This window comes from Buttiauxella agrestis, from assembly GCF_900446255.1.
GTDB classification, from domain to species: Bacteria; Pseudomonadota; Gammaproteobacteria; order Enterobacterales; family Enterobacteriaceae; genus Buttiauxella; species Buttiauxella agrestis.
In genome coordinates this window covers 1-14,125 of sequence record NZ_UIGI01000001.1, presented here as the reverse complement: position 1 = coordinate 14,125, position 14,125 = coordinate 1, and the positions used below count along the sequence as shown (strand labels likewise).

General features: G+C 51.6%; 13 protein-coding genes. 1 reads left to right on the top strand and 12 read right to left on the bottom strand.

Annotated features, from left to right (window positions below; genetic code table 11):
* Window positions 1–30: 30 nt before the first annotated feature.
* The 8 genes from DY231_RS00065 to DY231_RS00030 form a co-directional block, all read right to left on the bottom strand.
* Window positions 31–1,323, bottom strand: coding sequence for an MFS transporter (locus DY231_RS00065; protein WP_115626828.1), 1,293 nt, complete (start codon window positions 1,321–1,323; stop codon window positions 31–33).
* Between the two features lie 104 nt (window positions 1,324–1,427).
* Window positions 1,428–2,576 carry a galactonate dehydratase gene (dgoD, locus tag DY231_RS00060; protein ID WP_115626827.1) on the bottom strand — a complete coding sequence of 383 codons (1,149 nt, stop codon included), beginning with the start codon at window positions 2,574–2,576 and terminating at the stop codon, window positions 1,428–1,430.
* Entirely contained in the window at window positions 2,573–3,193 is a 621-nt protein-coding gene (locus DY231_RS00055) for a 2-dehydro-3-deoxy-6-phosphogalactonate aldolase (RefSeq protein WP_115626826.1), read from the bottom strand. The genes dgoD and DY231_RS00055 overlap by 4 nt, the downstream gene beginning before the upstream one ends.
* Window positions 3,177–4,061 carry a 2-dehydro-3-deoxygalactonokinase gene (locus tag DY231_RS00050; RefSeq protein WP_115626825.1) on the bottom strand — a complete coding sequence of 295 codons (885 nt, stop codon included), beginning with the start codon at window positions 4,059–4,061 and terminating at the stop codon, window positions 3,177–3,179. Before DY231_RS00050 ends, DY231_RS00055 begins: the two co-directional genes overlap by 17 nt.
* Window positions 4,058–4,741, bottom strand: coding sequence for a D-galactonate utilization transcriptional regulator DgoR (dgoR, locus tag DY231_RS00045; RefSeq protein ID WP_115626824.1), 684 nt, complete (start codon window positions 4,739–4,741; stop codon window positions 4,058–4,060). Before dgoR ends, DY231_RS00050 begins: the two co-directional genes overlap by 4 nt.
* Window positions 4,742–4,972: 231 nt before the next feature.
* Entirely contained in the window at window positions 4,973–5,785 is an 813-nt protein-coding gene (gene yidA, locus DY231_RS00040; protein ID WP_115626823.1) for a sugar-phosphatase, read from the bottom strand.
* A 180-nt stretch (window positions 5,786–5,965) separates the two neighbouring features.
* Entirely contained in the window at window positions 5,966–6,355 is a 390-nt protein-coding gene (locus tag DY231_RS00035; protein WP_115626822.1) for a YidB family protein, read from the bottom strand.
* Window positions 6,356–6,403: 48 nt separating this feature from the next.
* Window positions 6,404–7,441: a zinc-dependent alcohol dehydrogenase family protein gene (locus tag DY231_RS00030; RefSeq protein ID WP_115626821.1), complete on the bottom strand. Its 1,038-nt coding sequence runs from the start codon at window positions 7,439–7,441 to the stop codon at window positions 6,404–6,406.
* 111 nt (window positions 7,442–7,552) lie between these two features.
* Here DY231_RS00030 and DY231_RS00025 point away from each other — a divergent pair, with 111 nt between their 5' ends.
* On the top strand, window positions 7,553–8,455 hold the full coding sequence (locus DY231_RS00025) for a LysR family transcriptional regulator (RefSeq protein WP_115626820.1): 903 nt from the start codon (window positions 7,553–7,555) through the stop codon (window positions 8,453–8,455).
* Window position 8,456: 1 nt separating this feature from the next.
* Here the strand turns inward: DY231_RS00025 and gyrB are convergent, their stop codons facing one another.
* The 4 genes from gyrB to dnaA form a co-directional block, all read right to left on the bottom strand.
* Window positions 8,457–10,871, bottom strand: coding sequence for a DNA topoisomerase (ATP-hydrolyzing) subunit B (gyrB, locus tag DY231_RS00020; RefSeq protein WP_115626819.1), 2,415 nt, complete (start codon window positions 10,869–10,871; stop codon window positions 8,457–8,459).
* Window positions 10,872–10,899: 28 nt separating this feature from the next.
* The gene (recF, locus tag DY231_RS00015; RefSeq protein WP_034499790.1) at window positions 10,900–11,973 is read right to left on the bottom strand and encodes a DNA replication/repair protein RecF; all 1,074 of its coding nucleotides are present in this window, start codon (window positions 11,971–11,973) and stop codon (window positions 10,900–10,902) included.
* A complete protein-coding gene (gene dnaN, locus DY231_RS00010; protein ID WP_034499793.1) occupies window positions 11,974–13,074 on the bottom strand; it encodes a DNA polymerase III subunit beta in 1,101 nt (366 codons plus the stop codon). It lies immediately after the preceding gene.
* A 4-nt stretch (window positions 13,075–13,078) separates the two neighbouring features.
* Window positions 13,079–14,125 (bottom strand): chromosomal replication initiator protein DnaA (dnaA, locus tag DY231_RS00005; protein WP_115626818.1); only part of this gene is annotated, 1,047 nt, incomplete at its 5' end.

The window sequence follows — 14,125 nt, the reverse complement described above, 5'->3', positions numbered from 1 at the left end:
GGACGCCTCAGGGTAAATCATTGCTGATTTTTATCCCACCCTTTCTACTTTACCCACCAGCAGAATGTAGGAGAGTGCGCCAAGCAAGGCGATGACGGCGATGTAGACCAGAGCCGGAGCAAAGCCATAACTCTGAGCCAGATAACCAATCACCAACGGAACCGTAATCCCGCCCAGACCACCCGCGAAGTTAAAGACCCCGCCAGTCAGGCCAATCAAGCGCATCGGGGCCAGTGAAGAAACCAGCGACCAGGTAATTGATGCGAAACCATTGCCGAAGAAGGCGATAGCCATCAACGTCATAATCCAGACCGGATCATTGGTGTAGTTCGCGCCCATAATGCAGGTGGAAAGCAGCAGGCCGCAGATGATTGGCGTTTTACGCGCCACACCCAATGAGTAGCCTTTACGCACCAGGCGATCCGCCACCCAACCAGAGAGCAACACACCGACAAATGCCGCCAGGAACGGAACCGTGGTCATGAATCCGGCTTTCAGTGCCGTAATTCCTTTTTCCTGAGTCAGGTAGTTCGGGAACCAGGTCAGGAAGAACCATAACGTGGAAGCCACAGCAAACTGCCCAAGATAAACACCCACGAGCTTGCGATTGAACACCAGTTTCCAGTCGGCACGTGTCAGCGGCGTGCGGGCTTTTTTCTCAACCGGAGCGTCGCCATCTACCAGACCACCACCGTTACGGATGTGCTCAAGCTCGGCCTGGTTAATCCCTTTGCTGGCGCGGGGTGGCTGATAAACCTTGAACCAAATCAGCGACCAAACAATACCAATGCCGCCGGTGATGATGAACACCCAGTGCCAGCTCAGCATTTCCTGAATCCAGATGAGCAGCGGCGTCAAAAATGCCAGGCCAACAAATTGCCCGGAAGTATAAAAACCGACTGCCGATGCACGTTCTTGCTCCGGGAACCAACTTGTTACCATGCGGTTGTTCGTAGGGAATGCAGGGGCTTCAAAAATACCGGTAATCGCACGCAGGCCAATTAACGACATTAATCCTGTAGCAAAACCCTGGAATAATGTTGCGACAGACCAACCGAAAATAGCAATAAAATAGGTCATGCGCGAACCCATCCGGTCGAGGAACCAACCGCCTGGGATCTGGCATAATGTATATAGCCAGGCAAATGCCGAGAAGATATAGCCCATTTCAGTTTTAGTGATGCCAAATTCTTCCTGAATATGCGCCGACGCCACAGCTAAGTTCGCGCGATCGACATAACAAATAACAACGGTAATGAAGATCATAATAAGCGTCACATAACGGCGACGCGTAGGTTTTGTAGCGGTTACAGAAATATCCATCGTGTTCTGTCTCCAGAATTTGGGTATGGCTTAACCATACCCTGTTTATTACATAGGGTGTTTTGTGTTTATTTTGGTATTGCGGGTCAGCTATAAAATAATTATCACCACTCGGCTACAGCACCATCTTCGTAACGCCATAAAGGGTTGCGCCAGTCGGTCACATTTTTACTACGTTCAATGACTTTTTCTTCGTCAATTTCTACACCAAGGCCCGGTTTCATTAATGGCATAAAGTGACCGCCATCCATTTTGAAATCGTCTTTGTTTTTCACGAAGTCGAGTAATTCCGCTCCTTTGTTGTAATGAATCCCCATGCTTTGTTCTTGGAACACCGCGTTGCGGGACACAAAGTCGATATGCAAACATGCAGCCAGTGCGATTGGGCCAAGCGGGCAATGTGGAGCCAGTGAAACGTCATAAGCTTCAGCCATACCGGCGATTTTGTAGCACTCGGTGATACCACCCGCATGAGAAAGATCGGGTTGCAGAATCGCCAGTCCGCCCGCTTCGAGTACGCGTTTGAACTCAAAACGCGAGAACATACGTTCGCCTGCGGCGATTGGAATGTGGGTTTGTGCCGCCAGACGCGGATAGTATTCGGCTTGCTCGGCAAGAACCGGTTCTTCAATAAACAGCGGGCGATATTGCTCTAATTCTTTAATTAACACTTTCGCCATTGGCGCACTGACACGGCCATGGAAATCCAGACCAAATTCAATTTCATTACCAAAGGCTTCGCGAATTTGTGCAACGGTATTAACAGCGGCATCAATTTTACGGGAGTTATCAATAATTCCCATTTCTTCGCAGCCATTTAATTTAAAGGTGTCAAAACCAATTTTCCGCAATGCAGAAATACCTTCAATCACTTCTGATGGGCGATCGCCGCCGACCCAGCTATAGGCTTTAATTTTGTCGCGAACCAGTCCACCCATTAATTGCCAGACAGGAGCGTTTAATACTTTACCCTTAATATCCCACAATGCCTGGTCAATACCGGCAATTGCGCTCATCAGAATAGGGCCACCACGATAAAAACCGCCGCGATACATCACTTGCCATAAATCATTAATACGTGCAGGGTCCTGACCAATCAGCATTTCACTTAATTCATGAACGGCTGCCTCAACGCTTTTTGCCCGACCTTCAATAACCGGTTCGCCCCAGCCAACCACGCCTTCATCAGTTTCAATTTTCAGGAACATCCAGCGCGGCGGTAATTGGTAAGTGGTTAATTTAGTAATTTTCATGGCTGCACAGCCTCCTTGTACGCTTTAACAAATGCTTTCGCCTTCTCAGTTGTACGCTCAACAGATTGACCAGCACGGTATAAATCGCTGCCAAGACCTGCTCCAGCGCAGCCAGCTTTTAGCCATTGCACCAGGTTTTCAGGTGTCACACCGCCAACGGCAAAAACGGGTACTTCTGGCGGCAGCACTGCTTTCAGCGCTTTGATGTAGTCCGGGCCAAAAGAGGAAGAAGGGAAGATCTTCAGGGCCTGAGCGCCCGCATCCAGTGCGGTAAACGCTTCTGAGGCGGTCGCACAACCGGCGCAGACCGTCATTCCGTTGGCGACAGCGCGACGAATAACTTCCGGCTGCGTATTCGGTGTGACGACCAGTTTGCCGCCCATCTCAGCCAGTTCATTGACCTGATCGGGTTTCAAAACGGTCCCTGCACCGATCAGTGCACGATGCCCAAATTCCGCAACCATCGCGCGAATACTTTGCTGCCAGTTTGGTGAATTCATCGGGATTTCTATCGCGTCAAATCCCGCATCCAGCAACGCGGCAACGTGGGCGTGCGCTTCATCCGGCGTAATACCGCGCAAAATAGCGATGAGCGGAAGATTAGTTTGCCACTGCATTTGCAATACTCCTTATTCCTGCCTGGAATGCATTGTCGCCATCCAGCACTTTCGCCTGGTAGCCCAGCAACTCAAGCGCTTTGATATAACGCTGGCTCAGGGATGGATTAGCAACAATAGTGACAGGCTGTTGAGTGTCCGGAGCGTACAGGCGAGCCATCGCCGCCACTTCATTACCAATCAACAACCCGGAAAGAAATTCGCTGACTTCGCTACGCGGCAGTTCACCCAACACATGGGCAGCCCGTATTTCAAAAAGTCGTGGCAACAAATCGCTGTCGTTAATACCGCGATGCAGCCCGGCCTCGAAGGATTCGTGGCTGGTTTGTTGCTCAGGCAGACCTGCGCCAATTAAGGAGTGATTGAGCAGGATATGATGCAGCTCGCCGGTCATCACGGTTCGGAAATCCTGCACCGTTTCGTTATCCGCATGAACCCATTTGCAGTGCGTTCCCGGCATGATGTAGAGCGACGACGGGCCAAGAGTACGCGCACCGAGAAGCTGGGTTTCTTCACCACGCATCACGTTGCAGTTATCGTCGCTCTGGACGCTAAGACCGGGAATGATCCAGACGTTATCCAGCACCGGAGTCAGTTGCTGGCTTAAATCAGAAAACCGCGCCGGACACGGCAGGTAAGGGGCTATTTTCCACCCGGCATTGCTGCCTACCATTCCGGCCATCAGTACTGGCGTAGTCTTTTCACGCCAGCCCTGGGTAACTTCATCGAACACCGCTTCTGGGGTTTTACCGTTCAGGCGCGTAACGCCCGCGGTGGTCTGGCGACTATCAATGCAAATACCGTCCTGGTAGAGCCAGGCGCGCAGGTTAGTCGAACCCCAGTCAATAGCGATGTAACGTGATGTCATGTGATTTCCTTTAGTCGTCGGGTGGAGCTGGCAATCATTGTCAGCGCCGCTTTTTCTGCCGCCTCTCTATCCTGATGGCGAATCGCATCGAATAGCGCTTTATGCTCCTGAAGCGTTTGCGGCATGTTGGCTTCATCACCCATCCAGGTGCGTTCAAAAACGGCACGCTGGAGTGAGCTTATTGCGATACTTAACTGCTGAAGCACCGGGTTATGCACCGATTCCAGCACCGCTTCGTGGTAGCGGATATCGGCTTCGTTAAACGCGTCACGATCCTGGTTATTCGCCACCATGTCGTTGAGTGCGCCTTCGATACGTGCCAGGTCACTTGATGTGGCCCGTTCTGCGGCCCAGCGTGCGATAGCGGGTTCGACCAGATTTCGCACTTCGCTCATGGCGCTAATCAGACGCGGGTCGTAATCGTTTTCCAGCACCCACTGCAACACTTCGGTATCGAGGTAATTCCACTGGTTACGCGACTGCACAAAAGCGCCGCGATAACGTTTCATTTCAACTAAGCGCTTCGCCATCAAGGAGCGAAAAACTTCGCGGATAATGTTGCGTGAGGTTTCGAACTCCTCACATAAGTCCGCTTCTGACGGTAATGCAGCGCCCGGTGTGTACTTGCCGCCGACAATCTGTTTGCCCAGCGTCACGATGATGCGATCGGTCTTAGTCATGGTTTGCCCTGTTCAACGTAGGTTTTAACCCCACTTTACCGCGATCGCTGAAAAACACCGCTATTTTGAAGTACCAATGTCAGACAGATTATTCTTCTTATGTGCGTAATGTAGTACAACATAGATAGGTTGTACTACAATTTGGATCACAAAACAGACAATTGATAAAAATAAGATCAAAAAAAACCCCGGCGCAAAAGCCAGGGTTTCTGTTTCAATTTCAGCATGGGATCAGTTCAGAACAAACTTCTCAATCGCATACGCAACGCCATCTTCGAGGTTAGATTTCGTGACGAAGTTACTGACTTCTTTCACTTTATCAATGGCGTTTTCCATCGCCACACCGATACCCGCGTATTCCAGCATCGCGATGTCGTTTTCCTGATCGCCCAGCGTCATCACTTCTTCTTGCTTGATGCCTAAGGATTCCGCCAGCGCTTTCACGCCTGTGCCTTTGTTAACGCGCTTATCGAGGATCTCGAGGAAATAAGGCGAGCTTTTCAGTAGCGTATAACGCTCATACACATCGGCTGGAATTTTAGCGATGGCTTTATCCAGAATCGCTGGCTCGTCGATCATCATCACTTTCAGGTACGCGCCGTTTTTATCCATGTTTTCTGGCTCGCTGAATACCAGCGGGATATTGGCGACAAAGGATTCATGAACGGTGTAGTAGCTGATATCGCGGTTCGCGGTGTACAGCGTGTATCTGTCCAGCGCGTGGAAGTGGGAACCGACTTCGCGGGAAAGCTGTTCCAGGTAGCGATAGTCGTCATAACTCAGCGCGGTTTGCGCCACGGTGCTGCCATCGTTGGCCTTCTGAACTAATGCACCGTTATAGGTAATGCAGTAGTCATTCGGTTTATCCATATGCAGCTCTTTGAGATAGCTCTCAACACCTGCAAAAGGACGTCCGGTACACAAAACAACGTTGACGCCGCGTTCGCGCGCGCTGGCGATGGCTGCTTTAACGGCTGGAGAAATGGTGTGGTCTGGCAGCAACAGTGTGCCGTCCATATCAATAGCAATGAGTTTTATAGGCATAGGATTATCTGAGGTAGTGAGTTTATCTCATGCTAACGCGATTAAGCCTGCAAAAATAGCGCTACGTTGCTTAAGAAATAGGTCCGTTTTAACGGTAAGAAAACGCCACCCGGAACCGTAAAAAAACTGGCGTGAGTGGCGTTTATACCCAAAATAATTCGAGTTGCAGAAAGGCGGGTATTAGCGGAAGAATTTATCCTTCAGCATATGGAAACCTTTGGTCAGCAAATCTTCATCGTGAGCGACTTCACCTGCTGGCGATAAAGTATCGACAATTTTCGGGAACTGCTCTGCCAGCAACTGAGAGGCACTTCCCACATCAATCCCGAGTTTCTCGGCCAGGCCGCTAATTGCAGGCGTGCCCAGGACATCTTGTATTTGCTCAGGGCTAACGCTTTGATTATGCGCGCCACTCAGCCATGAAGTGACCACATCTGAGAAACCTTTTTCGCGAAACCGCTCCAGAATTGCCTGAATGCCGCCTTGTTCATTTATCCATGTAAGGATGACTTTGAATTTACCTGCATCGCCACCCCCCATCATGCCAGTAACTTGATCGAATAAACCCATGACCGTGTCCTCTTGCATTCACGAAGTGTGTACTTGAAGTGTAGTCAATCACGGGAGGGTTAAGACGATTTTGCCGAATGCTCCACGGTCGAGGTGCTCCAGTGCCTGCGGCAGCTCATCCAGACGGTAGCAGGTTTCGATGACCGGTTGGATGTTGCTTGCGTCAATGGCGCGCACGAAATTTTCAAGAGCACGGCGATGCCCAACGCCAATCCCCTGAATCGTCGGGGATTTCAGTAATAGCTCACCTGCCGGGCCTGAGAACTCAAAGCCTTCCAGGACGCCAATCACCGATATGCGCCCATGAACGGCAACCGCACGCAGGGAATTTGCCAGGTTCGCACCGCCAACGGTTTCAATAATATGGTCGATACCGCGTTCCTGAGTCAGTTCATAAATCGCATCGACCCAATCACTTTCCAGTCGATTGATGCCGTGATCCGCCCCGAGCGCTTTGGCACGCGCCAGTTTTTCATCGCTCCCTGAGGTAACAAAAACCTCGGCACCGTGGGCTTTGGCAATTTGCAGAGCAAACATTGAAACACCGCCGGTTCCCTGCACCAGCACGGATTGCCCGGCGTGTATGCCGCCGCGCTCCACCAGCGCAAACCAGGCGGTCAGCCCTGCGCACGGCAATGTGCTGGCCTGAATATCGTCAAGACTTTCAGGTGAGGCTACCAGCCAGTTTTCATTCATCACCACGTATTGCGCGAGCATCCCCTGATAAACCCCGCCGAGCGTGCGGTACGGTGGAGTGCGAGCCGTTCCGTTTGGTTTGCCGTCTATCCAGCCGGGCGAGAACGTTGAGATAACTCGCGCCCCCGCCTGGAAGCGAGTAACGCCTTCGCCGATGCTTTCAATCACACCTGCCATATCGGACGCTGGAGTAAAAGGGAATGGAAGTGCTAACGGCATGGTTCCGTCAATCACCATTTTGTCGCGGTAATTGAGCGATACTGCATTGACCCGCACCAGAACTTCACCGGGGCCAGGTGCTGGAATCGCTGCTGTAGAGAGCGTCAGGTTTTCACGCCCAACGGCGTTCATGGTCCAGCGTTGCATGGTTTTGCTCGTTGTCTGGCTCATCATTTGCTCCGCGTATTCGATTAATTCATCACAAACGGAAGTATATCGCTGGCCTGGAGTCACCAGTGGCGATAGATTTTCTCGATATTGGTTCCAGAATGGATACAAAAGATGAGTGAACAACTGAAGGGGATCTCTGTTTTTGTGACCGCAGTTGAAGCGGGGAGTTTTGCTCTTGCGGCGGAGCGCCTGCATCTTTCACGTTCTGCGGTCGGAAAAACAGTGGCTCAGCTCGAGCAACGGCTCGCTGTCCGGCTGTTTCAGCGCACCACGCGCAGCCTGGCACTGACGGATGACGGCGCACTGTTCTATGAGCATTGCCTACGAGCGCTGGCAGAAATTAATGCGGCCCAAACGCTGCTAGAAAGCGGAAAAAAGAGCGTCAGTGGGCGGTTGCGTGTCTCCATGCCGGTGCTTTATGGGCGCATGTGCATCGCGCCTTTGTTGGTAGAGTTTGCGAGCCAGCATCCAAATCTGGCAGTGGATTTGCTGTTTAGCGATAAAATTTCTGACCTGGTTGAAGACGGATTAGATCTGGTGATTCGCAACGGAAAATTACCTGACAGCAGTGGCCTGGTGGCGCGAAAGATTGGCGAGCACCGCATGATGATTTGCGCGTCGCCTCGCTATTTGATGCAACACGGTGAACCGCAAACCATCGATGATTTATCGCACCACGAAGTGTTCAATTACATGAATGCTGGCGTGCCGCATCGCTGGGTTATTAATGCCGATGGCGGCAAGAAAAGCGAGTTTGTCCCGAAATCACGGGTGATGATGGACAATTTAGAAGCGATTGCAGATGCAGCGATTGCCGGATTGGGTGTTGCGCTACTGCCTTGCTGGCTGATTGAAGAAGAGTTACAGAATGGGAAGCTGGTGAGGATACTGCGTGAGGATTTGGATAATGTTTATGAAACCCATGCGGTGTGGCTTCAGACATCTCATCTCCCGCTCAGAGTAAGGCTGGCGGTAGATATGCTGGTGAGCAAATTGCCCACCAGCATGACTTAGCTTAGATATCGATATTCGCCGCTTTCAGGGCGTTTTCTTCGATAAATGCACGACGTGGTTCAACCGCATCACCCATCAGGGTGGTGAACAGCTGATCGGCTGCAATCGCGTCTTTTACAGTCACGCGCAACATACGACGGCTTTGTGGGTCCATCGTGGTTTCCCACAGCTGATCCGGGTTCATTTCGCCCAAACCTTTGTAACGCTGAATAGACAGGCCACGACGTGACTCTTTGCCCAACCACTCCAGCGCCTGCTCGAAGCTGGCAACGGGCTGTTGGCGCTCGCCACGTTCAATGAACGCATCTTCTTCGATCAGACCGCGTAGTTTCTCGCCCAGGGTGCAAATACGACGGTATTCACCACCCACGATAAACTCTTGCTCCAACGGATAGTCAGTATCAACGCCGTGGGTACGCACACGAATCACCGGCTCAAAAAGATTCAGTTCACGGTTATGGCGAACCAGGGAGTTCCAGGTGCTGCCGTGCTGCTCGTTTTCGTTAAGCGCGGTGACCAGAGCAGAAACCCAGGCATTCACTTTGCTTTCGTCAACCAAATCGGCGTCAGCCAGCGTCGGGTGATATACCAGGTTGTTCAGCAAGTTGCGCGGATAACGGCGCTCCATGCGACCAATCATTTTCTGGCAGGCTTTAAACTCAGACACCAGTTTTTCCAGCGCTTCGCCAGCAATGGCTGGTGCGTGGGCATTGGTGTGCAGCGTTGCGCCATCCAGTGCGATTGCGATCTGGTATTGGTCCATCGCTTCATCATCTTTGATGTACTGCTCTTGCTTGCCTTTCTTCACTTTGTACAGCGGTGGCTGCGCGATATACACATGGCCGCGTTCAACGATTTCAGGCATCTGACGGTAGAAGAAGGTCAGCAGCAGGGTACGGATGTGTGAACCATCGACGTCCGCATCCGTCATGATGATGATGCTGTGGTAACGCAGTTTGTCCGGGTTGTATTCGTCACGGCCAATGCCGCAGCCCAACGCAGTAATCAGCGTGGCAACTTCCTGAGAGGCGAGCATTTTGTCAAAACGCGCTTTCTCAACGTTCAGAATTTTACCTTTCAGCGGCAGGATCGCCTGGTTCTTACGGTTACGCCCCTGTTTTGCAGAGCCGCCCGCAGAGTCCCCTTCCACAAGGTACAGTTCGGAGTGAGCCGGGTCGCGTTCCTGGCAGTCAGCCAGTTTGCCTGGCAGACCAGCCAAATCCAGCGCGCCTTTACGACGGGTCATTTCACGTGCGCGACGTGCTGCTTCACGAGCACGAGCCGCATCAATAATTTTACCGACGACGATTTTCGCGTCAGACGGGTTTTCCAGCAGGTATTCAGACAGCAGTTCGTTCATCTGCTGCTCGACCGCTGTTTTCACTTCTGAAGAAACCAGTTTGTCTTTGGTCTGAGAAGAGAATTTAGGGTCTGGAACTTTTACGGAGACAACAGCAATCAGGCCTTCACGGGCATCGTCACCGGTGGCGCTCACTTTCGCTTTTTTGCTGTAGCCTTCTTTATCCATATACGCGTTCAGCGTACGCGTCATTGCGGCGCGGAAACCGGCCAGGTGCGTACCCCCATCGCGCTGCGGGATGTTGTTGGTAAAGCAGTAGATGTTTTCCTGGAAACCATCGTTCCACTGCAACGCCACTTCTACGCCAATGCCGTCTTTTTCAGTGCTGAAATAGAACACAGTTGGGTGAATGGGGGTTTTGTTTTTGTTGAGGTATTCAACAAATGCGCGGATACCACCTTCGTAGTGGAAGTGGTCCTGGCGGCCATCACGCTTATCAATCAGGCGGATAGAAACACCAGAGTTCAGGAACGACAGTTCACGCAGGCGTTTAGCCAGAATGTCGTATTCAAACTCAATCACATTGGTGAAGGTTTCGTGGCTTGGCCAGAAACGGACTTGCGTACCGGTTGCATCGGTATCACCCGTTGCCGCCAGCGGCGCTTGTGGCACGCCGTGGATGTAAGTTTGCTGGTGTACTTTGCCTTCACGGCGAATCAGCAGTTCCAGCTTCTGAGACAGGGCGTTAACAACCGAAACACCCACGCCGTGCAGACCGCCAGAAACTTTATAAGAGTTGTCATCGAACTTACCGCCGGCATGAAGCACGGTCATGATAACTTCGGCAGCAGACACACCTTCTTCAGGGTGAATACCGGTAGGAATACCACGACCATCATCGGTTACGGAAACAGAGTTATCAGCATGGATGGTGACAACGATGTCTTTACAGTGACCGGCAAGTGCTTCGTCGATAGCGTTATCTACGACCTCAAATACCATGTGGTGCAGACCGGTGCCGTCGTCCGTATCGCCGATATACATGCCTGGGCGCTTACGTACCGCATCCAGCCCTTTAAGGACTTTGATACTGGAGGAGTCATAAGAATTCGACATCAACGTTTCTCGCTCATTTATTCTTGGGTTAATCCGTTATTTTACCCTGATCCACGGCGAACATCTTCGAATTTTTGTCCGCCATATCCATCACATGTTCTGCGCTAATCGCGCTTACAAAAACCTGTGATTCCGTCGCCTTTAACCGGCTGGCTAATAGACCACGACGTGCATCATCTAGTTCAGAGGCAAAATCATCTATCAGATACAGGCAACGCTGCCCGTTCTGTCGGGTGAGAAACTCACCCTGCGCCAGTCGTAAGGCGCACATCAGTAATTTAAGTTGCCCACGCGACAACGTATCTTCTACCGGCGCACCGTCTGCACGAATTCTGAAATCAGCTTTGTGAGGGCCGTGGGCGGTGTAGGTCAGCATTCTGTCGCGCTCGAAGTTGCGCTCCAGTAGCTCACCGTAGTCACTCTCTTTTTCCCAACCACGCTGGAAGGAAAAGTTAAGCGCGAATTCCGGTAGAAATTGCGCACAGGTATCTGCCATGTCATCGGCAATGGCTGCACTGTACTCGGCGCGCCAGCGGCTGATTTGCTCCGCGAGTGGGATAAGCTCTTGATCCCATGGCCGTAGTTGCGCATAGCGCGTGACTTGCCGCAACGCAGCGTTACGTTGCTTTAGCAGGCGCTTGAGATTGCTCCAGGCGACGAAAAAACCTGGTTCGTTGTGGAAACATCCCCAATCGAGGAAAGCTCTACGGTATTTGGGACCGCCGTTGAGCAATGTAAACCCTTCAGGGGTGATAAGTTGCATGGGCATTAACAGCGCGAGCTCTGCCACTTTGTGGCCGTCGCTACCATCAATGCGCACTTTGCTGTCGCCTGCACGGTCTTTGGTCAGGCCAACAGAGGTTTCCCGCTCGCCGTTCTGTATACGCCCATGCAGGACAAAGGATTCTGTTTCATGGCGGATCACACGTTCAATTTTCAGACTGCGGAAAGCACGCCCGTGCCCGAGGGTATAAATCGCCTCAAGCACGCTGGTTTTGCCGCTTCCGTTGGCTCCCACCAGGAAATTAAACCCTGGAGAGAGAGCCAGGTCCGCATTTTCGATATTACGAAAGTCTTTAATCAGTAAACGCGACAGCGACATCTACAGTCTCATTGGCATGACGACATAGGCCGCGGCCTGAGAAGCTGCATCTTCAATTTGCACGCTGGAAACAGAGTCAGTCAGCAAAATGCGTACGTTCTCGCACTTCAGTGCGTTCAGTACATCAAGCACGTAACTGACGTTAAAGCCGATTTCCATATCTGTGCCGTCATAAGTGACGTCCAGAATCTCTTCGGCTTCTTCCTGTTCCGGGTTGTTCGCGGTGATTTTCAACTGATTGGCAATCACTTGCAGACGAACGCCACGGAATTTCTCATTCGACAAAATCGCCGCCCGCGAAAACGCTTGTTTCAGCAAATCACAGCTGGCATCGAGATGTTTGTCCGGATTCTTCGGCAATACGCGGCGATAATCCGGGAAACGGCCATCAACCAGCTTAGAAGTGAAGATAAAGTCGCCGACGTGAGCTCGAATGTTGTTGCTGCCAATTTGAATGCGCAGCGGTGAATCACCGCCGTCGAGCATACGCATCAGCTCAATCACGCCTTTACGCGGCACGATCACCGAATGGTTAGGCAGAGACTGACCGACCGGCATTGAACACACAGCCAGGCGGTGACCATCGGTCGCCACGGTGCGTAGTTCTTCGCCTTCGGTTTCAAACAACATGCCGTTCAAATAGTAACGGACGTCCTGATGCGCCATAGAAAACTGCGTGGCTTCAATCAGGCGTTTCATGGTCGCTTGCGGGAGCGTGAATTCGACTTCGCTCTGCCAGTCGTCCAGGTTCGGGAAATCCGCCGCAGGCAGCGTTGAAAGCGAGAAACGGCTACGCCCGGAGCGCACCAACATGCGGTCGCCCTCAAGCTGAACAGCGATTTCTGCACCTTCTGGCAAACCACGACAGATGTCGAAAAATTTACGCGCAGGAACGGTTGTAGCACCCGGCTCATGCGGTTGCACCAATGCGACACGCGCGACCATCTCCATTTCCAGGTCAGTGCCTGTTAATGAAAGAGTCCCTTCCGCGACTTGCAACAGCAGGTTGCCGAGAATCGGTAACGTCGGACGGCCACCTAAGGGGCCACTCACCTGTTGCAGCGGTTTTAATAAAGTTTCACGTTCAACGGTAAATTTCATAGCGTCACGAAGATAATGTTCTGATTAAGTTGGAGAAATCTTCTTTGATGTCGTGGCTTTCTTCACGCAACTGCTCAATCTTACGGCAGGCGTGCAGGACCGTAGTATGGTCGCGGCCACCAAAGGCATCGCCGATTTCTGGCAAGCTATGGTTAGTCAGTTCCTTCGCCAGCGCCATCGCCATTTGACGTGGACGGGCAACCGAGCGAGAACGACGCTTGGACAACAGGTCAGCAATCTTTATTTTATAGTACTCGGCCACCGTCTTTTGGATATTGTCGATGGTAACGAGTTTTTCTTGCAGCGCCAGCAAGTCACGCAGCGCTTCACGCACGAAGTCGATGGTTATCGCCCGGCCAGTAAAGTTGGCATTGGCAATAACACGGTTCAGTGCTCCTTCAAGCTCACGCACGTTAGAACGTAAACGCTTGGCAATAAAGAAAGCCACTTCACCTGGCAGACGAATGTCATTCTCGTCAGCTTTTTTCATCAGGATCGCAACGCGAGTTTCCAGTTCCGGCGGTTCAATCGCTACCGTCAGTCCCCAACCGAAACGAGATTTCAGACGATCTTCAACACCGTTGATCTCTTTTGGATAACGATCCGAAGTCAGAATGATCTGTTGATTACCTTCAAGCAGGGCGTTGAAGGTGTGGAAGAATTCTTCTTGTGAGCGCTCTTTATTAGCAAAGAATTGAATGTCATCAATGAGCAGCGCATCAACAGAACGGTAGTAACGTTTGAACTCTTCAATAGCGTTGTTTTGCAGTGCTTTTACCATGTCCTGAACGAAACGCTCAGAGTGCATGTACACCACTTTTGCATTCGGTTTGCGAGCAATAATACCGTTGCCAACAGCATGCAAAAGGTGCGTTTTACCTAAACCCGTGCCGCCATAAAGGAATAAAGGGTTATATGCGCCGCCTGGGTTATCAGCCACCTGACGCGCCGCCGCGCGAGCCAGTTGGTTAGACTTACCCTCAACGAAGTTATCGAACGTATGTTTTACGTTGACGTTAGAGCGGTATAACTGTTCAGCCGGAGCCGGGAG

What these genes read in the sequence shown, in the direction of transcription:
- DY231_RS00065 (WP_115626828.1), bottom strand. Translation starts at nt 1,323, where the DNA reads ATGGATATTTCTGTAACCGCTACAAAACCTACGCGTCGCCGTTATGTG.
- dgoD (WP_115626827.1), bottom strand. Translation starts at nt 2,576, where the DNA reads ATGAAAATTACTAAATTAACCACTTACCAATTACCGCCGCGCTGGATG.
- DY231_RS00055 (WP_115626826.1), bottom strand. Translation starts at nt 3,193, where the DNA reads ATGCAGTGGCAAACTAATCTTCCGCTCATCGCTATTTTGCGCGGTATT.
- DY231_RS00050 (WP_115626825.1), bottom strand. Translation starts at nt 4,061, where the DNA reads ATGACATCACGTTACATCGCTATTGACTGGGGTTCGACTAACCTGCGC.
- dgoR (WP_115626824.1), bottom strand. Translation starts at nt 4,741, where the DNA reads ATGACTAAGACCGATCGCATCATCGTGACGCTGGGCAAACAGATTGTC.
- yidA (WP_115626823.1), bottom strand. Translation starts at nt 5,785, where the DNA reads ATGCCTATAAAACTCATTGCTATTGATATGGACGGCACACTGTTGCTG.
- DY231_RS00035 (WP_115626822.1), bottom strand. Translation starts at nt 6,355, where the DNA reads ATGGGTTTATTCGATCAAGTTACTGGCATGATGGGGGGTGGCGATGCA.
- DY231_RS00030 (WP_115626821.1), bottom strand. Translation starts at nt 7,441, where the DNA reads ATGAGCCAGACAACGAGCAAAACCATGCAACGCTGGACCATGAACGCC.
- DY231_RS00025 (WP_115626820.1), top strand. Translation starts at nt 7,553, where the DNA reads ATGAGTGAACAACTGAAGGGGATCTCTGTTTTTGTGACCGCAGTTGAA.
- gyrB (WP_115626819.1), bottom strand. Translation starts at nt 10,871, where the DNA reads ATGTCGAATTCTTATGACTCCTCCAGTATCAAAGTCCTTAAAGGGCTG.
- recF (WP_034499790.1), bottom strand. Translation starts at nt 11,973, where the DNA reads ATGTCGCTGTCGCGTTTACTGATTAAAGACTTTCGTAATATCGAAAAT.
- dnaN (WP_034499793.1), bottom strand. Translation starts at nt 13,074, where the DNA reads ATGAAATTTACCGTTGAACGTGAAACTTTATTAAAACCGCTGCAACAG.